The 21,616-nt window shown below is 51.8% G+C and carries 16 protein-coding genes; 11 read left to right on the top strand and 5 right to left on the bottom strand.

The window, feature by feature from the left end; translation table 11 throughout:
- Nucleotides 1-110: 110 nt before the first annotated feature.
- The 5 genes from qorA to EAS44_RS23120 all read right to left on the bottom strand — a co-directional run bounded on the left by qorA (nt 111) and on the right by EAS44_RS23120 (nt 7,072).
- Complete coding sequence (gene qorA / locus EAS44_RS23140) at nt 111-1,094, bottom strand: quinone oxidoreductase (protein ID WP_001007672.1); 984 nt, start codon at nt 1,092-1,094, stop codon at nt 111-113.
- Nucleotides 1,095-1,199: 105 nt separating this feature from the next.
- The gene (locus EAS44_RS23135; RefSeq protein WP_000149529.1) at nt 1,200-3,248 is read right to left on the bottom strand and encodes an FAD-binding protein; all 2,049 of its coding nucleotides are present in this window, start codon (nt 3,246-3,248) and stop codon (nt 1,200-1,202) included.
- Nucleotides 3,238-4,638 (bottom strand): MFS transporter, encoded by a 1,401-nt coding sequence (locus tag EAS44_RS23130; protein ID WP_001183173.1) that lies wholly within the window; start codon nt 4,636-4,638, stop codon nt 3,238-3,240. Before EAS44_RS23130 ends, EAS44_RS23135 begins: the two co-directional genes overlap by 11 nt.
- Nucleotides 4,639-4,728: 90 nt before the next feature.
- Nucleotides 4,729-5,508 carry an enoyl-CoA hydratase/isomerase family protein gene (locus EAS44_RS23125; RefSeq protein ID WP_001059070.1) on the bottom strand — a complete coding sequence of 260 codons (780 nt, stop codon included), beginning with the start codon at nt 5,506-5,508 and terminating at the stop codon, nt 4,729-4,731.
- The gene (locus EAS44_RS23120) at nt 5,501-7,072 is read right to left on the bottom strand and encodes an acyl CoA:acetate/3-ketoacid CoA transferase (RefSeq protein ID WP_000337271.1); all 1,572 of its coding nucleotides are present in this window, start codon (nt 7,070-7,072) and stop codon (nt 5,501-5,503) included. The genes EAS44_RS23125 and EAS44_RS23120 overlap by 8 nt, the downstream gene beginning before the upstream one ends.
- 255 nt (nt 7,073-7,327) lie before the next feature.
- Between EAS44_RS23120 and EAS44_RS23115 the strand changes: the two genes are divergently transcribed.
- From EAS44_RS23115 to sucD, 11 genes are all read left to right on the top strand, one after another.
- Entirely contained in the window at nt 7,328-8,362 is a 1,035-nt protein-coding gene (locus EAS44_RS23115; RefSeq protein WP_001129782.1) for a LacI family DNA-binding transcriptional regulator, read from the top strand.
- Nucleotides 8,363-8,434: 72 nt separating this feature from the next.
- Entirely contained in the window at nt 8,435-9,850 is a 1,416-nt protein-coding gene (dnaB, locus tag EAS44_RS23110; RefSeq protein ID WP_001296639.1) for a replicative DNA helicase, read from the top strand.
- Nucleotides 9,851-9,902: 52 nt separating this feature from the next.
- On the top strand, nt 9,903-10,982 hold the full coding sequence (gene alr / locus EAS44_RS23105; protein WP_001147328.1) for an alanine racemase: 1,080 nt from the start codon (nt 9,903-9,905) through the stop codon (nt 10,980-10,982).
- Between the two features lie 22 nt (nt 10,983-11,004).
- Nucleotides 11,005-11,562, top strand: a complete 558-nt coding sequence (gene pnuC, locus EAS44_RS23100; RefSeq protein WP_000122235.1) for a nicotinamide riboside transporter PnuC — start codon at nt 11,005-11,007, stop codon at nt 11,560-11,562.
- Nucleotides 11,559-12,557, top strand: a complete 999-nt coding sequence (locus EAS44_RS23095) for an AAA family ATPase (protein ID WP_001331852.1) — start codon at nt 11,559-11,561, stop codon at nt 12,555-12,557. Before pnuC ends, EAS44_RS23095 begins: the two co-directional genes overlap by 4 nt.
- A gap of 81 nt (nt 12,558-12,638) precedes the next feature.
- Entirely contained in the window at nt 12,639-13,832 is a 1,194-nt protein-coding gene (tyrB, locus tag EAS44_RS23090) for an aromatic amino acid transaminase (RefSeq protein ID WP_000486945.1), read from the top strand.
- Between the two features lie 181 nt (nt 13,833-14,013).
- Nucleotides 14,014-16,758 (top strand): 2-oxoglutarate dehydrogenase E1 component, encoded by a 2,745-nt coding sequence (locus tag EAS44_RS23085; RefSeq protein WP_001331851.1) that lies wholly within the window; start codon nt 14,014-14,016, stop codon nt 16,756-16,758.
- Between the two features lie 32 nt (nt 16,759-16,790).
- The gene (gene odhB, locus EAS44_RS23080; RefSeq protein WP_000570231.1) at nt 16,791-17,945 is read left to right on the top strand and encodes a 2-oxoglutarate dehydrogenase complex dihydrolipoyllysine-residue succinyltransferase; all 1,155 of its coding nucleotides are present in this window, start codon (nt 16,791-16,793) and stop codon (nt 17,943-17,945) included.
- Nucleotides 17,946-17,956: 11 nt separating this feature from the next.
- Entirely contained in the window at nt 17,957-19,375 is a 1,419-nt protein-coding gene (lpdA, locus tag EAS44_RS23075) for a dihydrolipoyl dehydrogenase (RefSeq protein ID WP_000103922.1), read from the top strand.
- A 21-nt stretch (nt 19,376-19,396) separates the two neighbouring features.
- Nucleotides 19,397-20,566: an ADP-forming succinate--CoA ligase subunit beta gene (gene sucC / locus EAS44_RS23070; protein WP_001048629.1), complete on the top strand. Its 1,170-nt coding sequence runs from the start codon at nt 19,397-19,399 to the stop codon at nt 20,564-20,566.
- Nucleotides 20,567-20,578: 12 nt separating this feature from the next.
- A complete protein-coding gene (gene sucD, locus EAS44_RS23065) occupies nt 20,579-21,451 on the top strand; it encodes a succinate--CoA ligase subunit alpha (protein ID WP_000114648.1) in 873 nt (290 codons plus the stop codon).
- Nucleotides 21,452-21,616 lie beyond the last annotated feature (165 nt).

Below are 21,616 nucleotides of genomic sequence, written 5' to 3'. Positions count from 1 at the left end.
TTGATAATCAAATCTGTCACTATTGCGCGTCAAACAAATTCATCGAGCTGTACCCTACATACAGCCGAACTATAAAAGAAAGGGCTTCCCAGGTGGAAGCCCAATTTCTTTTATGGAATCAATAGGCTGGAACCCTGCGTCGCCCGGCTTTCCAGAATCTCATGCGCACGCCGCGCATCCTTCAGCGGATATTTCTGCTGCTCGGCGACATCGACCTTAATCACACCGCTGGCAATCAAAGAGAACAGTTCATTACTGGCCTCGGTTAATTCCTCCCGCGTGGTGATATAGCCTTGCAGGGAAGGGCGTGTCACATACAACGAGCCTTTCTGATTGAGAATGCCTAAGTTCACACCGGTAACCGCACCTGATGAGTTGCCAAAACTCACCATTAAGCCGCGGCGTTGCAGGCAATCCAGCGACCGTTCCCAGGTGTCTCTGCCCACTGAATCGTACACCACGCGCACTTTCTTACCACCGGTGATCTCTTTCAATCGCTCGACCAGATTCTCTTCACGATAGTTAATAACCTGCCACGCGCCCGCTTTTAGCGCACTCTGCGCTTTTTGCGCGGTTCCTACAGTGCCGATAAGTTTCGCGCCCAGGGCTTTTGCCCACTGGCAGGCAATCAAGCCAACGCCGCCAGCCGCTGCGTGGAACAGGAACTGTTCATCGGGTTTAATTTCATAGGTTTTGCGCAGCAGATAATAAACCGTTAAGCCTTTCAGGAAGGATGCCGCAGCTTGCTCAAAAGAAATTGCCGCAGGCAGAATCGCCGCTTTATCTGCATTAATGTTATGCACAGAGCTGTAAGCGCCTAATGCCGATTGTGCATAGACTACGCGATCGCCTGCCTTAATATGCTTTACACCACTGCCGACTTTACTCACGATGCCTGCCGCTTCGGTACCTAATCCGCTGGGTAGCGATGGCGGCGGGTAAAGGCCGCTGCGGATATACGTGTCGATAAAATTGATGCCGATGGCTTTATTTTCGACCTGGATTTCATTCTCCGCCGGATCGGCAGGAGTGAACTCTACGGCTTGAAGTACTTCCGGGCCACCGTGCTTGTGAAATTCAATTCGTATTGCCATTTAAACTCCTTTACTGAGCGACATATCTGTTTTAAGCCTAACAGTAGTCGCCAGGCCGCGCGGGGATTTTTTCCGGGCTGCGGTCACAACCCGGAATATCTCTGATCAGTATTGAAACGGCGTCGCCGCAATCCAGTTTTGCCACTGGCGCTCAAAGTTGGTTAGCGTTAATACGCCCCGTTCACGGCACGGGCGAGTCCAGGTTTGGTAATCATTAGCTTCCCGACAAACACAAATCATATATTGCCTGGCATCCTGATTTTCTGGCCGAAAACGCCAGGCCAGGAGTGGCCCACCTGGTGTTTGCGGTGCAATACCGGCTTCGCCATCATAGATAGCCCTGGCACCACGACTCCCACCACCGTTTTCGACATAACATTGTAAAGAACGCAGTACAGCCAGCGCCAGTTGCGCACTTTGTCGCCACTGGAAAGATTGTGCCAGGCTGTTTTCATCGCATTGAATACCTTCCCGGCGAATATCTTCACAAAGTGTTGCCAGGGTTTGCGCGGCAGTGTTGATCCCCTGTGTATGACACAAAATTGCGGCATGGTGGCTCATGGTATTTTGTATCGTTTCTCGCACGTCGTCACGTAGCAGCCCCTGATTCAGGTGCTGTTGCGCCTCATTAATCGTACTGAGAATTTGTTGCCTCTCGAGAGGCCGGTCCTGGCTTTTCTGATGAGCAATATGTAATGCACAGCGGCGGGCGAAAACTTGCCCGGCATTGAGCGCTGCTCCACCTGGGCGCGTGACACCATGTGTTCCGGCATTTTCTCCGGCAGCATAACAACCAGTTAGCGATGTACGTGCCCAAATATCAACTTCAATTCCGCCATTAAGATGTTGATTATTTAGCGTAAACTTGAGCGGTGAGGCTGTGAGATCATGACCGTGCATCTGATACAAACGAATAGCCAGAGGATTCATCTGTGTTAATCTCGCCAGCGGTTGTGCCAGCAGGGCGTGATTTTGTTGCAGATAGTCGATGACATCATCATCCAGCTCCCGCAGGTTAAATAGTGTTCCGTCCGCTGCGGGTTCTGGTTCCCGTAGAAAATCGAGAAAAACATCGCGCCCTTTTTGAGTCTCTTCATAAACTGCGACATCCAGCAAGCTGGAGCCATATTCCAGCATTCGTTCCGCGTGAAACGGCCACTGGTAACCTTTGCGAAATATCGCGGAGGCCAGCATACGAGTCGTGGGGTAATAAGTTGCCAGAAAATTATACTGACGCCCGGAGTGGTCCTGCGAATAGATGCGCGGTATCGCCTGCATGTAAGTACCGGAAAGATTCCACGGAAACTGGTTGCGCGGTGTACCGATACCAAACTGACTTTCCGTAAGATTAACCAGAGTTATCCCTGCTTCCAGCGCCATGCCCAACGCACTAAAACAGTTCACCGGATAAACACTGTCACGATAAAGTTCACCAGGCCCGCCCGTGGCTAAAACCAGATGCTGACAGCGAATCACTACCATTCTCCAGGGATTATCCCGACAGGCTTTATCGATGGCGATCACCCCCTCGACTCGTCGATTTTCTCCTTCACCACTGGTCAGGATACGAATCGCCGTTGTGTGATCGCAAAGAGGAATATTAAGGCGCATTGCCTCCTGGGCCAGCACCTTCACCATCAGGCGCGATGTTCGAGGACCGCAGCTAGTGGCACGGCCAAATTCATCGTGATCGGTTTGGTAACGCAACGTTGCGCCAAAGAGATCTTCAGGCAGATCCAGACCCAGATATTTCAGTACTTCACAGGTGTTCACCGATCCGACCGCCTCAACATATGCGGTGTCATGATCCATCGCACCACCTGCCGCCAGGGTGTTACTTAATGTCAGAAAATGGTCACCATTTGCACGGGTATTCGCGGTGTGAAGCGTTTGTTTATCAGAACCAGAACAGGCGGAAGTTCCCCAGAAGGCTTTGCTGGAGGCGACCATTACATCGACATTTTGCCGTTTCAGCTCGACGGCAGCTCGCCATCCTGCCGCGCCACTGCCCAGAACCAGCGTGTTGCAGCGGTACTCAGGTAAAATGGTACCGTTAAGGTCGATACTACCGCTGACTTGAGCCAGCGGTGCGTAATGGGGCATTTTCACGTCAGTCAGGGAATCGATAATAGATTCAGAGACATTATGCGTCATGGGAGGTGCCCGTAGTCTGGTTATGTTGGGAAACGCTGATCGTTTCAGCGTCGGCAAGATCATCAAGATCACGATCGCGTGTTTCTGGAGCAAAGAAAGTCGCAATAATCGTACCAACGGTCAGCAGACTAAGGTAAATAGCGATTGGCATCCAGGCAGCAATACCACTGGGATCGTTAGTGTGGATCACCCAGGAAATGATTGCAGAACCAACCAGTGGCGCGATCCCTCCGGCAATAACGGCAGAAACTTCCCTTGCCAGTGCGACGCCAATATAACGATGGCGAGCACCAAAGAGTTCAGGCAGAAAAGCACCTTGTGCACCAAACATACCCCAGGCTCCAATCCCTAAGGCCAGAGAAAGAGAGACAATAGTGACAGGAACATTACCGTGGCTGAAAGACCACCACACCGGAAAGGTAATCAACAACTGAAAAATCGCCAGACTACGATAGACAAGAACCCTGCCGAAGCGATCGGTCAGCCAACCGGCAATAGGCACCATAATTGCACCGACTACTACCGCAGACATCAGGCATAGCGTACCAACTGATTTGTCCAGCCCAACCACACCAACGATATAACTGATCGCTAAAGCCTGATAAATCGACGAGCCGCCGTTTTCTGCCAGACGTAAGCCAATCCCGACGAAGACATTACGGCGTGATGTTTTCAGCAAATTTCGTAAGGGTGATTCTGTAACTTGTTGACGAGCTTCGAGTTTTGCGAATGATGGCGATTCTTTAAGATGCAGTCGAATATAAATAGCCACCGCGATAATCACCACGCTGGAGAGGAAGGGCAAGCGCCACCACCAGGTTTCGGCAAGATTTGTCACATTATGCAGCAGGATGAAGTAAACGGCAGATGCCATAAACGTACCAATCTGGATTCCGAGGAACGGCAGCGCGGCGTAATAACCCCGTTTGCCGTCAGGAGCATATTCGGTCATCAGTACGGCGGCTCCCGCCTGTTCAGCCCCAGCACCAAGCCCTTGCAGCAGGCGTAATGCAATAAGCATAATTGGCGCCCAGATTCCCGCTGTTTCGTAAGTGGGTAATACCCCGATCAACGTGCTGGCGATTCCCATTAACAACACCGTTGCTAACAGGACGAACTTACGGCCCAAACGATCACCTAATGAGCCGAAGATAATTCCGCCTACAGGTCTGACGGCAAATCCGAGAAAGTAGGTGCCAAAACTGGCGATCAGCGCCATTCCCGGTTCCTGATTAGGAAAAAAGAGTGGACCAAAAATAATGGCGGATGCCAGGCTGTAAAGTGCGAAATCGTAGTATTCCAGTGCGCTGCCGAGAGAGCAGGTCCACGCCGCGCGACGCAGATCTGCCGATGAAACATTCGCTTTCTCTGCTGGTTGTGAAGGTTGCATGATGTGTCTCCTTTCAGACGGATAAAAGAAATCCGCCTAAAATCAATGGGATTCTTGCGTTATTATTAAAATCCAAAATGAAATGCTAAGTTATCGAGCACTAAAGTGCGGTTGACGCTTCTCAGTAAATGCCTGACTGCCTTCATGAGCATCTTCAGTCGTGGCGGAAAAAGCGCCAGCCAGTGCTTCAAGCGTCGAGGCCACAGCAATACCTTCTCCGGCATCAATAACCTGCTTGGCGATCTGCACTGCAACGGGAGCACGCTGGGCGATACGTTGTGCCAGTTGCAGTCCGGCGTCGTGTAACGCCTCCCTGGCGACAACGCGATTCACCAGCCCGCAGGACAGTGCCCGCTGTGCATCCAGTGGTTCACCGGTAAATACCAGTTCTTTCACCAGTGAGCGCCCAAGCAGTGCCGTCAGCCGCTGCGTTCCTGACCAGCCAGGCACTGTCGCCAGCCCGGTTTCTGGTAGTGCCATTTGTGCTTCGGCGCTACAAATACGGATATCGGTGGTAGCAGCCAGTTCCAGACCACCGCCATAAGCCAGGCCGTGCAACAGGGCGATTACGGGCTGTGGCAGTTGTGCCAGAGCATCAAATGCCTGATGACCGCGGCGGATCCAGTTGCGCCACATATCGAGTGCAGAAAGAGAGGTCCAGCGATGAATATCCGCGCCGACACAAAACGCTTTTTCACTGGCACTGGTCAGCAGTACTACGCGGATCTCCGAATCAGTTTCCAACGTGTGGCAATGCGCCAGCAGTTGTTCGAGCATCTCTGGGGTTAATGCGTTGAGTTTTGCCGGGCGATTAATCACCAAAGTGGCAATGAAACCGTTGCGCTGGAGGTCAATGGTGCCGTTATTCATGGTGACGTCCTTGTTGAAAATAGTGGGGATTCATTAGTTTGAGATCGTCTGCCAGACGGAGTGGGGCATTGCTTTGGGCGAGAATGTCGCGTTCAGGATCAATACCTGGGGCAATTTCCGTGACCAGTAGTCCGTCTGGGGTTAATTCCAGCACGCAGCGTTCAGTGATGTACTGCACTTGTTGCCCGAGTCTTATTGCGCGTTTGCCGGAGAACGTCACGTGGGCGACGTCCTGTACCAGTTTTTTGGCTTTGCCTTCTTTAATGATACGCAGCTGACCCTCTTCCAGTTGCAGTTGGGCACCGGCATTGAAAAAGCCAGAGAAAATAATGCGCTTCGCATGTGAGGTGATATCAATAAATCCACCGCATCCGGCAGTGACATGTGGACGAGCGGGGAGATGTGAGACGTTCACTGAGCCATCTGCGCCGATTTGTAAAAACGACATCAGAGTGAGATCAAAGCCACCGCCCTGGAAATAGGTGAACTGCTGGGGAGAGGGCAAAAATGCTTCTGCATTAGAGGCACAACCGAACTGAAATTCCAGCAGTGGAACTCCGCCAATCGCGCCCTGTTCCAGCAGCCAGGTGACGTCACCGTGGCGACCTTGTTCCAGTAAAATGCGTGGTACGTTGGCAGAAATACCAAAGCCAATATTTACCGCATCTCCACTTTGTAGTTCTTGCGCGACTCGCTGGGCAATAACTCGCGCCGGGCCATGTTCCATATAACGAAAGGCTGATAGCGGACGACTGATTTCGCCGGAAATGGCAGGTTCATATTGCGTTTGTGTCGTTTGTGTTTGTTCCGGCGCAATCACGATGTAATCCACCAGTACACCCGGAATACGCACCTCTTTTGGTTTCAGACTTCCGGCGGCAACCTGTCGTTTTACTTGCGCAATTATGATGCCACCATTATTGCGAACGGCAGTAGCCTGTTCCAGTGGCCCCAGATAAGCCCCTTCATGTTCATAAGTCAGGTTGCCGCGTTCATCGGCAGTGGTAGCGCGAATGATCGCCACCTGCGGCACGATACTGGGGAAAAACAGCCAGTCGTCGTTAGCAAATCGAACACGTTCAACCAGAGATTGTTGCGCCGCTTTTTCATTCATTGCACCGCCCTGCAACAGGGGATCCACATAGGTATCCATGCCTGTTTGTGTCAGCACGCCAGGACGATGAGCCGCCGCTTCCCGGTGCATATCAAATAAGATCCCGGAAGGCAGATTCCAGGCGGGGATCGCGTTGTCATTGATCATTTGCCAGATTAACGGAGGCGCCATTGATGATGGACCGGAGGGGTAGGAGCCAGCGATCACTTTTGCCAGTAAGCCCGGTTGCGCCAGATGATCGATGCCTTTTACGCCATACATATCACCAGCGGCGATAGGGTGGATGGAGGTGATGTTTTGCGGATGTCCGGCACGTTGAAAGCGTTCACCTATTGCTGCCAGCACCGCATCCGGACACCCCATTCCACTGGAGGAGGAGACGGTGACAACTGCGCCATCAACAATCAAATCTGCAGCTTCCGGTGCAGTGATCGTGCGTACAGAGCACATAATAATTTCCTTGTTTCGATATAAAAATAATTAAAAATATGCATTTAAAACAATATGATAATTTTCATAAATTAATTGGAACGATCTAATTTATGCGTAATTTGTACGATTAGGGTGTAAAAAACACAACAAGGGAAGTGCGAATCTGTGATCGAAACGACGATCTCCTGCGATCCCTTGCGTTAACGGATCGCATGAGTAAAAGGAGATTATGATAAAGTAATTGCCTTGATCTTATGGGGGTTTGGAGCAGGCATGGCGAAGTCGGATACAGGAAGAAAGCGGGTAACATTAACCGATGTTGCGCGTGCGGCTGGCGTTTCGAAATCGACCGTATCGCTGGTTCTCAACGACAGTTCACTTATCAAAAAAGAGACTCAACAAAAAGTCCAGCAAGCCATTGAACAATTAGGCTATGTCTATAACCGTTTTGCTGCCAATCTGCGTTCGCAAAAATCGCTAACTATCGGCGTAGTCATTGACGATTTGATAAATCCTTTCTTCGCTGAATTTACTATGGGTCTTGAGATGACGCTGGCGGAGCACGGTTTTATCACCGTGATGTCCAATACCTCCCAGCGTAGTGACCGGCAAAAACAGGTGCTTGATACCTTGCTGGAACACCACGTCGCGGGCATTGTCCTCTGTCCAGTGAACAGTACCTCAGAAGCCGATTTACAGCGTTATGCCAACAGTTCCACACCCTTATTAATCACGATGCGCCCTCTGGATTGGCAACAATTGCCCGTCGATTACGTTGGCGTGGACAGCCACGCAGGTGTACGGGAAGCGACGGAATATCTCATTCAACAAGGGCACAGAGATATCGTGTTTATTGGTGGTCTTACGCACCATATGCGTTATCAGGGATACCTTGAGGCGATGAATCACCATGGTTTACAGCCGTGGAGTACTGATGCTTTTTCGCTGCGTGCTGAACCGACTCAGGCCAACGGCTACCAGTTGATGCAACAGCTGTTGGATATGCCTTCGCCACCCACAGCGGTGATTTGTTATAACGATTTAATGGCTTTTGGCGCGGAGTCGGCACTAGGCGAAAGAGGATTATTTGCCGGGGAAGATATTTCGTTGATTGGTAATGATGGCGTGGCGGCTTGTGCTTACAGTAACCCGCCGTTAACCACAATTGCGGTAGAACCATTGGCTCTGGGGAAACAGGCGGCGCAGCAAATTTTACGGCGTATTGCGCAACCAGACGCACCGCTCAGCCATTACATCTATCGCCCGACCCTGCAAATTCGCGCTTCCACCGGAAAGCGGGGGCGTTAAATGCTGTAGCGAGAAACTGTTTCTCGCTATACTCTCTTGTCCCCCATTCAACAGCAGGTAACACCATTCGTTATGGCAGGCAATAGACCTTTCAACAAACAACAGACTGATAACCGCGAACGCGATCCACAAGTTGCCGGGCTGAAAGTGCCTCCGCACTCGATCGAAGCGGAGCAGTCGGTGTTGGGCGGTTTAATGCTGGATAACGAACGCTGGGATGATGTAGCTGAGCGTGTGGTGGCAGATGATTTTTACACCCGCCCACACCGTCATATCTTTACTGAAATGGCGCGTTTGCAGGAAAGCGGTAGTCCTATCGATCTGATTACCCTTGCGGAATCGCTGGAACGCCAGGGGCAACTCGATAGCGTCGGTGGTTTTGCTTATCTGGCAGAGCTGTCAAAAAATACGCCAAGTGCGGCGAACATCAGTGCATATGCGGATATCGTGCGCGAACGTGCCGTTGTTCGTGAGATGATCTCCGTTGCTAACGAGATTGCCGAAGCTGGTTTTGATCCACAAGGGCGTACCAGTGAAGATCTGCTCGACCTTGCTGAATCCCGCGTCTTTAAAATTGCCGAAAGTCGTGCAAACAAAGACGAAGGGCCGAAGAACATCGCCGATGTGCTCGACGCAACCGTGGCGCGTATTGAGCAGTTGTTTCAGCAGCCACACGATGGCGTTACCGGGGTAAATACCGGTTATGACGATCTCAACAAAAAAACCGCTGGCTTGCAGCCGTCGGATTTGATCATCGTTGCCGCGCGTCCGTCGATGGGTAAAACGACATTTGCGATGAACCTCGTCGAAAACGCGGCGATGTTGCAGGATAAACCGGTGCTTATCTTTTCGCTGGAGATGCCATCAGAACAGATTATGATGCGTTCTCTGGCGTCGCTGTCGCGCGTTGACCAGACTAAAATCCGTACCGGGCAGCTCGATGATGAAGACTGGGCACGCATTTCCGGCACCATGGGTATTTTGCTCGAAAAACGCAATATCTATATCGATGATTCCTCCGGCTTGACGCCAACGGAAGTGCGTTCCCGCGCACGCCGTATTGCCCGTGAACACGGCGGCATCGGGCTTATCATGATCGACTACCTGCAACTGATGCGCGTACCGGCGCTTTCCGATAACCGTACGCTGGAAATTGCAGAAATCTCCCGCTCGCTGAAAGCACTGGCGAAAGAACTGAACGTGCCGGTGGTGGCGCTGTCCCAGTTGAACCGTTCTCTGGAACAACGTGCCGACAAACGCCCGGTCAACTCCGACCTGCGTGAATCTGGCTCTATCGAGCAGGATGCGGACTTGATCATGTTTATCTATCGTGATGAGGTGTATCACGAAAACAGTGATTTAAAAGGCATCGCGGAAATTATTATCGGTAAACAACGTAACGGCCCAATCGGGACGGTACGCCTGACCTTTAACGGTCAATGGTCGCGCTTCGACAACTATGCGGGGCCGCAGTACGACGACGAATAATAATTATTTTATGAATTAGGTAATTAAAGCAAACACTTATCAAGGAACACTAATGCAAGCGGCAACTGTTGTGATTAACCGCCGCGCTCTGCGACACAACCTGCAACGTCTTCGTGAACTGGCGCCTGCCAGTAAAATGGTTGCGGTGGTGAAAGCGAACGCTTATGGTCACGGTCTTCTTGAGACCGCGCGAACGCTCCCCGATGCTGACGCCTTTGGCGTAGCCCGTCTCGAAGAAGCTCTGCGACTGCGTGCGGGGGGAATCACCAAACCTGTACTTTTACTCGAAGGCTTTTTTGATGCCAGAGATCTACCGACGATTTCTGCGCAACATTTTCATACCGCCGTGCATAACGAAGAACAGCTGGCTGCGCTGGAAGAGGCTAGCCTGGACGAGCCGGTTACCGTCTGGATGAAACTCGATACCGGTATGCACCGTCTGGGCGTAAGGCCGGAACAGGCTGAGGCGTTTTATCATCGTCTGACCCAGTGCAAAAACGTTCGTCAGCCGGTGAATATCGTCAGCCATTTTGCGCGCGCGGATGAACCAAAATGCGGCGCAACCGAGAAGCAACTCGCTATCTTTAATACCTTTTGCGAAGGCAAACCTGGTCAACGTTCCATTGCCGCGTCGGGTGGCATTTTACTCTGGCCACAGTCGCATTTTGACTGGGTGCGCCCGGGCATCATTCTTTACGGCGTATCTCCGCTGGAAGATCGCTCCACCGGTGCCGATTTTGGCTGTCAGCCAGTGATGTCGCTAACCTCCAGCCTGATTGCCGTGCGTGAGCATAAAGCCGGAGAGCCTGTCGGTTATGGTGGAACCTGGGTAAGCGAACGTGATACTCGTCTTGGCGTAGTCGCGATGGGCTATGGCGATGGTTATCCGCGCGCCGCGCCGTCCGGTACGCCAGTGCTGGTGAACGGTCGCGAAGTGCCGATTGTCGGGCGCGTGGCGATGGATATGATCTGCGTAGACTTAGGTCCACAGGCGCAGGATAAAGCCGGGGACCCGGTCATTTTATGGGGCGAAGGTTTGCCCGTAGAACGTATCGCTGAAATGACGAAAGTAAGTGCTTACGAACTTATCACGCGCCTGACCTCAAGAGTCGCGATGAAATACGTGGATTAATATTCGTCTCCAGGGAGGGACAATGTCTTATTCAGAAATCGCCGCGTGTCTGGCATACGCGGTTTCCGTCTGGCTGGCTGCCAGAAACAATGTGCATACATGGTGGATCGGCATAATTGGCAGCATATTGTACGGCTGGGTTTTTTGGTCTGTGCAACTCTATGCCGACGTTACGCTCCAGTTATTCTTCATCGCGACCAGCATCACTGGCTGGATCCACTGGCTGAAAGGTCAGGGTGGCGACATCTTGCCGGTGCGCCGAACGCAAGCCAGTCACTTTTTCCTTTTGTTGCTCTGTGCTGTCGTCGTGGCAGGCGGTTACGGCTTTTTACTCCACACCTTTACCAATGCCTGGGCACCCTGGCTGGATTCGTTGATTTTGACCTTTAGCGTTCTGGCACAATTCATGTTGATGGGAAGACGTATCGAAAACTGGTTCGTCTGGTTAGCGGTGAATACCCTGGCAGTGCCACTGTATATGACGCGCGGTTTAAACCTGACCGCTGGCTTATATTTCCTGTTCTGGATTAACGCCTGGCATGGTTTGTATCAATGGCGCAAAGAGTTGCAAACATCATGAAGCCTTTTGCAACGGGCCTGGTGGTTGGTAAATTCGCGCCTTTGCATTGTGGTCATGAAAAGTTGATCAATACCGCACTGGCGCAATGTGAAGAACTGTTCATCATCAGTTATTCCGTGCCGGAAATGCCTGACTGTGAACCTGAAAAGCGCCTGACGTGGCTGCAAGTGCGCTTCCCGCAAGCGACGATTTTGGTACTGACGCCAGAGCTTGTTGCGCGTTATAACTTACCTGCCATACCGCATAACGATGCCGACATCCACCGTCATTATGTGGCGACGCTGTGCCTGCAGATATTACGCTGTCGTCCACATGCTGTATTTACTGCAGAAGACTATGGCGATGGCTTTGCTAACGTGCTGGCGCGGCGTTTTGCCCAACCCGTTGAACACGTTCGAATGGCGCGCCCAGTTGGCGATGAAGCGCCTTCGGGAACGCTTATTCGTTCCGATGTTCACCGCTATCGCTACATGTTGGCGAATGATGTTTATTACAGTTTCGTTCGCCGTATCTGTCTGCTTGGTGGCGAATCTACCGGTAAAAGCACGCTTTCAAAAGCGCTGGCGGATGGGCTTGATACGGTGTATGTCGCTGAATTTGGCCGCGACTATTGGGAAGAAAAAAACGGAATCTTAACCGCGGATGATTTGTTGCATATCGCCTGCGAACAGGTACGCCGGGAACAACAAGCAGAAGCTAATCACTATCTTATATGTGACACGTCGCCACTCACGACCTTGTTCTATGCCCTTGATCAATATGGTCATGCTCCGCAAGAACTTCATCAACTGGCGGAGCGGGAATACTCTCTGGTGGTGCTTTGCGGCGCAGAATTTCCCTTCGTGCAGGATGGCACCCGGCAAGGAGAGGTATTTCGCGCACGGCAACAGGTGTGGTATGAACAGGAATTATCGCGCAGGAATATTCCTTATCTTTCTGTTTCGGGTTCGCTGCAAGAGCGACTGGGGCAAATTCTACATCGCCTTCCCGACTGACTTTGAACATCCACTCGATCTTCGTCTACTTCCGGTTTATTGTGTTTTAACCACCTGCCCGTAAACCTGGAGAACCATCGCGTGTTTCAAAAAGTTGACGCCTACGCTGGCGACCCGATTCTTACGCTTATGGAGCGTTTTAAAGAAGACCCTCGCAGCGACAAAGTGAATTTAAGTATCGGTCTGTACTACAACGAAGACGGAATTATTCCACAACTGAAAGCCGTAGCGGATGCGGAAGCGCGCCTGAATGCGCAGCCTCATGGTGCTTCGCTTTATTTACCGATGGAAGGGCTTAACAGCTATCGCCATGCCATTGCGCCGCTGCTGTTTGGTGCGGACCATCCGGTACTGCAACAACAGCGCGTAGCAACCATTCAAACCCTTGGCGGCTCAGGGGCATTGAAAGTGGGTGCAGATTTCCTGAAACGCTACTTCCCGGAATCAGGCGTCTGGGTCAGCGATCCTACCTGGGAAAACCACGTAGCAATATTCGCCGGGGCTGGATTCGAAGTAAGTACTTACCCCTGGTATGACGAAGCGACTAACGGCGTGCGCTTTAATGACCTGTTGGCGACGCTGAAAACATTACCTGCCCGCAGTATTGTGTTGCTGCATCCATGTTGCCACAACCCAACGGGTGCCGATCTCACTAATGACCAGTGGGATTCCGTGATTGAAATTCTCAAAGCCCGCGAGCTTATTCCATTCCTCGATATTGCCTATCAAGGATTTGGTGCCGGTATGGAAGAGGATGCCTACGCCATTCGCGCCATTGCCAGCGCTGGATTACCCGCTCTGGTGAGCAATTCGTTCTCGAAAATTTTCTCCCTTTACGGCGAGCGCGTCGGCGGACTTTCTGTTCTGTGTGAAGATGCCGAAGCCGCAGGCCGCGTACTGGGGCAATTGAAAGCAACCGTTCGCCGCAACTACTCCAGCCCGCCGAATTTTGGTGCGCAGGTGGTGGCTGCGGTGCTGAATGACGAGGCATTGAAAGCCAGCTGGCTGGCGGAAGTAGAAGAGATGCGTACTCGCATTCTGGCAATGCGTCAGGAACTGGTGAAGGTATTGAGCACAGAGATGCCAGAGCGCAATTTCGATTATCTGCTTAATCAGCGCGGCATGTTCAGTTATACCGGTTTAAGAACCGCTCAGGTTGACCGACTACGTGAAGAATTTGGTGTCTATCTCATCGCCAGCGGTCGCATGTGTGTCGCCGGGCTTAACGCGCAAAATGTGCATCGCGTGGCAAAGGCGTTTGCTGCGGTGATGTGATTTTAATCAACAGGCGGATCTCTCCGCCTGTTCCTGACTCCAGCCATCCCCTACTATTCTGTCCCTTTTTTCGCCCACTTTTACATCATCTCTTTTCTATAAGTTTTTGAAAATTAGTGTTTTTAACTGTTGGTACGGATTGTGCAGTAATGCGGCTGTCTATGACCATCAGGAGAAAAACATGGAGAACATGACCTCGCCCGGCACGCTGCTTAGTGGAGATAACGCGACCTGGCTTGAAGAGTACTACCAGACCTGGTTGCGTACGCCGGAACAACTCCCGGAAGACTGGCGGCGTTTTTTTCTTTCACCTGAACTGACTGTCCAAAGCGTATCCGGTGATAACAACGTCAGCGGTGCGACGTTAAAAAAACAGGCTGCGGTAATACAACTGATCAATGCCTGGCGCACGCAGGGGCATCTGCGCGCAAAGCTTGATCCACTTGGTTTGAATCCCCCAGCTGACGTTCCCTCCCTCCAGCCTGGTTTTTGGGGATTAAGCGAAGAAGACTTGTTGCAGGAGTTTAGCGTCACCTTTGGCGCACACACCACGCAAATGCCACTTAAGCAACTGCTTAACCTGCTGGAGCAAGCCTGGGCCGGTAGCCAGGCTTATGAACTTGCTCATCTGGAAAATCGTGAAGAAATCAACTGGTTGTTATCACGGATTGAGAGCAGCAATGCGCCACAAGCTGATGCCCAAACCTGCATTGCCCGTTTTGAAAAACTGATGGCGGCAGAGACGTTAGAGCGTTATCTGCATACCCGTTATGTTGGGCAGAAACGGTTTTCTCTGGAAGGGGGCGAAAGTGCAATCCCGGCGCTCGATACGCTGACAAAACGCCTGCGTGCGCAAGGTGTGGAGGAAATGGTCATTGGCATGGCGCACCGGGGAAGACTTAATGTTCTGGTTAATCTGTTGAATAAAGACCCGGCACAGCTTTTTGCTGAGTTTGAAGGCAAGCAGACGATCGGCAGTGGTTCAGGCGATGTGAAATACCACATGGGGTATTCCAGCAATCTGGAAACACCTGCCGGTTCGCTGCATGTGGCGCTGGCGTATAACCCCTCACATCTGGAGATCGTGAATCCGGTGGTGCTGGGCCAGGTGCGAGCCAGGCAGGAACGCCGTGGTGAGGATGGTCAGGCAAAAGTGGTGGGCGTACTTATTCATGGGGATTCCGCGTTGGGCGGCCTCGGCGTCAACCAAACCACGTTTAACTTATCGCAGACTCAGGGCTACGGCACTGGCGGTACGCTACATCTGGTGATTAACAATCAGATTGGCTTCACCACTTCCCGCTTGCAGGATATGCGTTCTTCACGGTACTGCACCGATATTGCCAAAATGGTAGCGGCCCCAATTATCCACGTTAATGGCGATGACGTTGACGCTGTTTGCCAGGTAATGGAACTGGCGTGCGAATGGCGAGACACCTTCCGGCGCGACATCATCATCGATATTTGCTGCTTCCGTAAGCACGGACACAACGAAAGCGATGAGCCACGTCTTACCCAGCCACAAATGTATCAGGCAGTGGATGCTCACCCTGGTACGCTCGCCCGTTATGGTGAATCTCTTGCCCGCCGCGGCCTGTTAACTCAGGCGCAACAAGATGAGATGACGGCACGCTATCGCGACTGGCTGGATAGCTGCCAGAAACGTGAACCGCAGCCTCTCAAACCTGCAATTCACTCTTTTAGCGCTAACTGGTATGGGTTGACCAACCCTCACTGGAGCGCCCCGGTATCTACGGCATTGCCTCGGCAAAAGCTGGCAGCGTATGGTGAAATCATTTCTACACTGCCACCCGATGTGGTCGCACATCCTACCATTAAACGGCAACTGGCGTTACGCCAGGATATGGCCGCAGGTACTCAGCCAATAGACTGGGGAATGGCTGAAATGCTGGCCTATGCATCGCTTGTGGATGCGGGTGTTGGTGTGCGTCTTTCTGGTGAAGACTCAGGGCGTGGCACGTTCAGTCATCGCCATGCAGTGGTACATCATCAAACTGAAGCCCGTCGTTATCTGCCGTTACAGCATATCCGCGCTGGTCAGGCATCTTTCGATGTTTATGATTCGGTGCTTAATGAAGAAGCGCTCTTAGCCTTTGAATATGGCTATTCAACGTCTGCGCCTCAGCAACTGGTTATTTGGGAAGCGCAGTTTGGTGACTTTGCCAACGGCGCTCAGGTTGCTATTGACCAGTTTATCTCGTCTGGCGAAACCAAGTGGGATCGCTATAGCGGTTTAACCATTCTTCTGCCGCATGGCTATGACGGACAAGGGCCGGAGCACTCTTCTGCGCGTCCTGAGCGCTGGCTGCAACTGTGCGCAGAAAACAACATGCAGGTGGTGATGCCCAGTGAGTCAGCACAAATGTTCCATTTGCTGCGCGGTCAGGCATTACGCCCAATGCGCAAACCGTTAGTGATAATGATGAGTAAGCGTTTACTTCGGTTTAAAGGCGCTATGAGCGAGCTTTCTGAATTCACTGATGGCGCTTATAAACCGGTAGTCACCGATCCGCAATTGCATCAGTCCCAGAAAGTTAAGCGCGTTATTTTGTGTAGCGGCCAGGTCTATTACGACGTACTGGAAGCCCGTAAGCAGCGTGAGTGTGAAGATGAGGTAGCGATTGTTCGCCTGGAGCAACTCTACCCGTTCCCGGTCGCAGAACTGAATGATGTTCTGGCGAGTTGGCCGAACTGCTGCGAATGGATTTGGTTGCAGGAAGAGCCAGAAAACCAGGGCGCGTGGCGGCAGATTCGTCATGAGCTGGCGGCACTGAAAATTAACACTCCTTACTGGCAGTATGCAGGCCGCCCGGCAGTGGCAGCTCCGGCGACAGGGTATGGGCGTGTACATAAACAACAAATCGACGAATTTCTTGCTGCTGCGTTTGCAGATATTCAGCCATGAAAGGCGCACAAAAATAATAAGGAGAACATTTTATGATCGAAATTACTGTCCCTGTATTACCGGAATCTGTCACGGAAGGCACGCTGACAACCTGGTGTAAACAAGAAGGCGAGCACGTAAAACGCGATGATGTGATTGCCGAGCTGGAAACCGATAAAGTCATTCTGGAAATACCGGCCCCGCACGATGGCGTGTTAAGCAATATTATCGTCAGCGAAGGTAGCACGGTCACGTCCGCGCAACTGTTGGCGCATCTTAAGCCGCAAGCTGTCATAGAAGAAACCGTCACACCAGTCACCGAAACCCTGGCGATGCCTTCCGCACGGCTGGAGGCACAGCGTAGTGGTGTTGAACTTGCTGACGTTGCGGGGAGCGGGAGAAATGGACGTATCCTGAAAGAGGATGTACAGCGCGTTACTCCTGCACCAGTCATTCAGCCTGAACGGGTGGCGGAGATCGCGCCAGCTAAACCCTTGACACCGGGTGCTCGTCAGGAACGTCGTGAGCCGATGTCGCGCTTACGTCAGCGAATTGCTGAGCGTCTGCTGGCTTCCCAACAAAATAACGCCATTCTTACCACATTCAACGAAGTAAACATGCAGAGCGTGATGGATTTACGCACCCGCTGGAAAGATCGTTTTGCCGAGAAGCACGGCGTGAAGCTGGGCTTTATGTCCTTCTTTGTTAAGGCCGTTACCCGGGCGCTGGAGCGCTTCCCTGTAGTGAATGCCAGCGTTGATGGCAACGAGATTATCTGGCGTGATTATTGCGATATCGGCATTGCAGTGAGCAGCAACCGCGGCCTGGTAGTGCCTGTGTTACGCAATGCGCAATCACTCTCTTTGGTGGAAATTGAACGGCAAATTGCCGAATACGCCACACAGGCACGCAATGGCAAATTGCCGCTGGAGGCGTTACAGGGCGGCACGTTCTCTATCACCAACGGCGGTACTTTTGGTTCGATGATGTCAACGCCAATCATTAACCCGCCGCAGTCGGCCATTCTTGGGATGCATGCCATCACGCCGCGCCCGGTCGCAGAAAACGGCCAGGTTGTTATTCGTCCCATGATGTACCTTGCTCTCAGCTATGACCATCGCATTATCGATGGTCAGGAAGCCGTGCAGACATTGGTGGCAATACGTGAGCTACTGGAATCACCGGAACAACTGTTGCTGGATCTTTAAGGAGGGCGCCGATGAGTACAATTTTTGATGTGGCAGTTATGGGGGGTGGGCCAGGTGGTTACGTAGCGGCACTGCGGGCTGCGCAGAATGGGCTTTCCGTAGTATGTATTGATGATGGTGTTAATGCACAGGGCGAACCTTCGCCGGGCGGTACGTGTCTCAATGTCGGCTGTATTCCGTCAAAATCGTTGCTGCAATCTTCCGAGCTGTACGCGCAAGTACAGCATGAGGCAAGCATTCATGGCGTTAACGTTGAAGGCGTATCTTTCAATGCTGCCGCGATGATTCAACGTAAAGATGCCATAGTAAGCCGCCTGACAATGGGCATCAGCTTGCTGTTTAAGAAAAATAAAGTGAAGCACTTGTGCGGCCTCGCAACGTTAGAACGTGCTCAGGATGAGATTTGGCAATTACGCGTAAACGATCAACACATTCACGCCCGTAATGTAGTGATTGCAACAGGTTCTCAGCCGCGTCAGCTGCCTGGCGTTACCATTGATAATCAACAGATCCTCGACAATCGTGGCGCCCTGGCATTGAGCGAAGTGCCGCCGCGTCTCGGTGTGATCGGCGCTGGCGTGATTGGCCTTGAACTGGGGTCTGTGTGGAATCGGGTCGGTTCAGATGTCACGCTGCTGGAGATGGCGCCAACGTTCTTGCCTGCACTGGAAGCTCGCCTGTCGAACGAAGTCCGTAAAGCAATGATTGCCAGTGGGATGAAAATGCAACTGGCAGTAGAGATTGAGGCTATTGAACAACGGGATGACGGTGTGCATGTGCGCTGGCGGCAGGGTGAGAAGCGAGAAGAAAGCCGCTTCGATAAATTAATTCTTGCCATTGGACGTGTACCGCGACTTTCTGGTGTCGATCTCGTGCAACTCGGTCTTGAAGCCGATAACCGTGGCGGTATTGCCGTCGATAACTTATGCCGTACCGGGAAAGCCGGGCTGTGGGCAATTGGTGATGTCGTGCGAGGGCCGATGCTGGCGCATAAAGCGATGGCTGAAGGTGTGGTGGTTGCGGATCAAATTGCCGGACTGGCGGTAGAGCCGATTAATTTTGCGCTGATCCCTTCGGTGATTTACACCCAACCGGAAGTTGCGTGGGTAGGGGAAAACGAGGCCTCACTGAAAGCCGCTGGCAGAGTCTTTAACAAAGGAAATTCTCTGTTTGCCGGTAACGGTCGCGCCTTAGCATTAGGCCAGGAAGGTGGGCGTTGCACGTTATACAGCGATAAACACACTGACCGCGTACTTGGCGGAGCGATTGTTGGCCCGCAGGCATCGGAGCTGATCAATGAAATTGCGCTGGCGATGACTTTTAGCGCCTCTGGCGAGGATATTGCCTGTGCGATCCATGCGCATCCGACCTTAAGCGAAGTCATCCACGAAGCAGCAATGGCCTTGAATAATAAAGCATTACACGGATAACACATACCACTGAGGGAATATATGAATTTACATGAGTATCAGGCCAAATCGTTACTGGCTGGCATGGGGATGCCGTGTCCAAAAGAGATAGCCATCCAACAGATTTCGCAACTGGCAGATGCCTGGCAACATATTGCTTGCCCGAGTAAAGGCGCGGTACTTAAAGCGCAGGTACATGCTGGTGGGCGCGGTAAAGCTGGCGGCGTAAAAGTGCTTAAGCAGCTGCCGGAAGCACAGGCTTTTGTACAGCAAATGTTGGGATCGCAACTGGTGACTTATCAGACCGGGCCAGAAGGGCAGTATGTCAGCAGTATTTTGCTGTGCGAAAACATCTATCCGGTACGCCAGGAACTCTATTTTGGCATGGTGGTGGATCGTGAAAGCCAGCGGGTCACGTTTATTGTCAGCCCGGAAGGTGGTGTGGAAATTGAAAAAGTCGCCCATGAGACACCGGAGAAAATCAGCAGTGTCAGCATTGATCCACTGACAGGCGTGCAGCCTTGCCATATCCGCGAAATGTTTGCTGTTCTGCAACTGGAACACGGGCTATTTGCTACCTTTAGTCGCCTGGTTAATCAGGCGTGGAAAGCCTTTAACGAACTGGATTTCGCCCTGCTGGAAATTAACCCTCTGGTGTTGCGGGAAACGGGCGAATTTATGTGTGCAGACGCGAAAGTATCGCTGGATGATAACGCGCTGTATCGTCACCCGGAACTCCAGGTGCTACGTGATGAAACCCAGGAAGATCCACGCGAAAGCCAGGCAGCGAAGCTTGATCTTAATTATGTCTCGCTGGACGGAAATATCGGCTGCATGGTCAATGGTGCAGGGCTGGCTATGGCAACCATGGACATCATCAAGCTATACGGTGAACAACCCGCAAACTTCCTGGATGTTGGCGGTGGCGCAACCCAGGAGCGCGTCAGTGAAGCCTTTCGGCTGATTGTTTCCGACAGCAAAGTGAAAGCCATTCTGGTTAATATTTTTGGTGGGATTGTCCGTTGCGACATGATCGCCAGAGCCATTATTCATGCTCTGAATGAGGCCCGTATCACCCTGCCTGTCGTGGTGCGTCTCTCCGGTAATAACGCTGCCGAAGGGCAGCGGTTACTGGCAGAAAGTGGCCTGACGGTGGAAGCCGTCAATTCTCTGGATGATGCCGCTAAACGCATCATTGCGTTACTGAATTAACAGGAGGTTAAGATGAGCGTTTTGATCAACAAACACACGCGGGTACTGGTGCAGGGCATTACCGGCAAAAACGGCACATTTCATACAGAGCAGGCTATTGCGTATGGCACGCAGATTGTGGGTGGAGTGACGCCAGGTAAGGGCGGGCAACGGCATCTGGATCGCCCGGTTTTTGATTCAATGAAAGAAGCGATGCGACAAACTGAGGCTGATGCCAGCGTGATTTATGTGCCTGCACCGTTTGTGCTGGATTCTGTTGTTGAGGCTATTGAAGCTGGCGTCAAATTGGTTGTGGTGATCACTGAAGGTGTACCGACACTGGATATGGTGAAAGTTCGTCGGCTGCTTGACTGCCACCCGGATGTGCGGCTGATTGGGCCAAACTGCCCAGGAGTTATCACGCCGGGCGAGTGCAAAATCGGGATTATGCCTGGTGAAATCCACCGCCCAGGGCGTATTGGGATTGTTTCCCGCTCCGGTACATTAACCTACGAAGCTGTAGCGCAAACCACGGCGCTGGGACTTGGGCAATCCACCTGTATTGGTATTGGCGGCGATCCGGTTCCGGGGACTAACTTTATTGATGCGCTGCGTTTATTCGAAAATGATCCGCAAACAGACGCGGTAATTATGATCGGTGAAATTGGTGGTAATGCGGAAGAACGGGCTGCGGAATTTATTCGTCATGAAATGAATAAACCGGTCGTAGGTTATATTGCCGGTGTTACTGCACCAAAAGGAAAACGCATGGGGCACGCCGGAGCCATTATTTCTGGCGGTAGCGGCAGTGCAGAGGATAAATTCCGTGCGTTCGATAAAGCAGGCATGGCATGGACAAGAAACCCGGCGTTGCTTGGCGAAACGTTATGGAATGTTATTAAGTAATCCATAAATGAATATCAAGGGAGCATATCGCTCCCTTTTTTTATCTGTGTGGTAAGGGAATCATCTTTTAATAACTGTGCGGAAAACCGCGCATAAAATAAAAAGGATAAATAGCTAACTCATTAAATAACAAAGCGTTATTAAAAAATTAAAGATGGCATAGCT

Source organism: Escherichia coli DSM 30083 = JCM 1649 = ATCC 11775, from assembly GCF_003697165.2.
GTDB classification, from domain to species: domain Bacteria; phylum Pseudomonadota; class Gammaproteobacteria; order Enterobacterales; family Enterobacteriaceae; genus Escherichia; species Escherichia coli.
Note: the sequence above shows the minus strand (reverse complement) of the source record. Positions and strands in the feature narration are given on the sequence as shown.

Coding starts and splice junctions, on each gene's coding strand:
- qorA (WP_001007672.1), bottom strand. CDS start 1,094: ATGGCAATACGAATTGAATTTCACAAGCACGGTGGCCCGGAAGTACTT.
- EAS44_RS23135 (WP_000149529.1), bottom strand. CDS start 3,248: ATGACGCATAATGTCTCTGAATCTATTATCGATTCCCTGACTGACGTG.
- EAS44_RS23130 (WP_001183173.1), bottom strand. CDS start 4,638: ATGCAACCTTCACAACCAGCAGAGAAAGCGAATGTTTCATCGGCAGAT.
- EAS44_RS23125 (WP_001059070.1), bottom strand. CDS start 5,508: ATGAATAACGGCACCATTGACCTCCAGCGCAACGGTTTCATTGCCACT.
- EAS44_RS23120 (WP_000337271.1), bottom strand. CDS start 7,072: ATGTGCTCTGTACGCACGATCACTGCACCGGAAGCTGCAGATTTGATT.
- EAS44_RS23115 (WP_001129782.1), top strand. CDS start 7,328: ATGGCGAAGTCGGATACAGGAAGAAAGCGGGTAACATTAACCGATGTT.
- dnaB (WP_001296639.1), top strand. CDS start 8,435: ATGGCAGGCAATAGACCTTTCAACAAACAACAGACTGATAACCGCGAA.
- alr (WP_001147328.1), top strand. CDS start 9,903: ATGCAAGCGGCAACTGTTGTGATTAACCGCCGCGCTCTGCGACACAAC.
- pnuC (WP_000122235.1), top strand. CDS start 11,005: ATGTCTTATTCAGAAATCGCCGCGTGTCTGGCATACGCGGTTTCCGTC.
- EAS44_RS23095 (WP_001331852.1), top strand. CDS start 11,559: ATGAAGCCTTTTGCAACGGGCCTGGTGGTTGGTAAATTCGCGCCTTTG.
- EAS44_RS23085 (WP_001331851.1), top strand. CDS start 14,014: ATGGAGAACATGACCTCGCCCGGCACGCTGCTTAGTGGAGATAACGCG.
- odhB (WP_000570231.1), top strand. CDS start 16,791: ATGATCGAAATTACTGTCCCTGTATTACCGGAATCTGTCACGGAAGGC.
- lpdA (WP_000103922.1), top strand. CDS start 17,957: ATGAGTACAATTTTTGATGTGGCAGTTATGGGGGGTGGGCCAGGTGGT.
- sucC (WP_001048629.1), top strand. CDS start 19,397: ATGAATTTACATGAGTATCAGGCCAAATCGTTACTGGCTGGCATGGGG.
- sucD (WP_000114648.1), top strand. CDS start 20,579: ATGAGCGTTTTGATCAACAAACACACGCGGGTACTGGTGCAGGGCATT.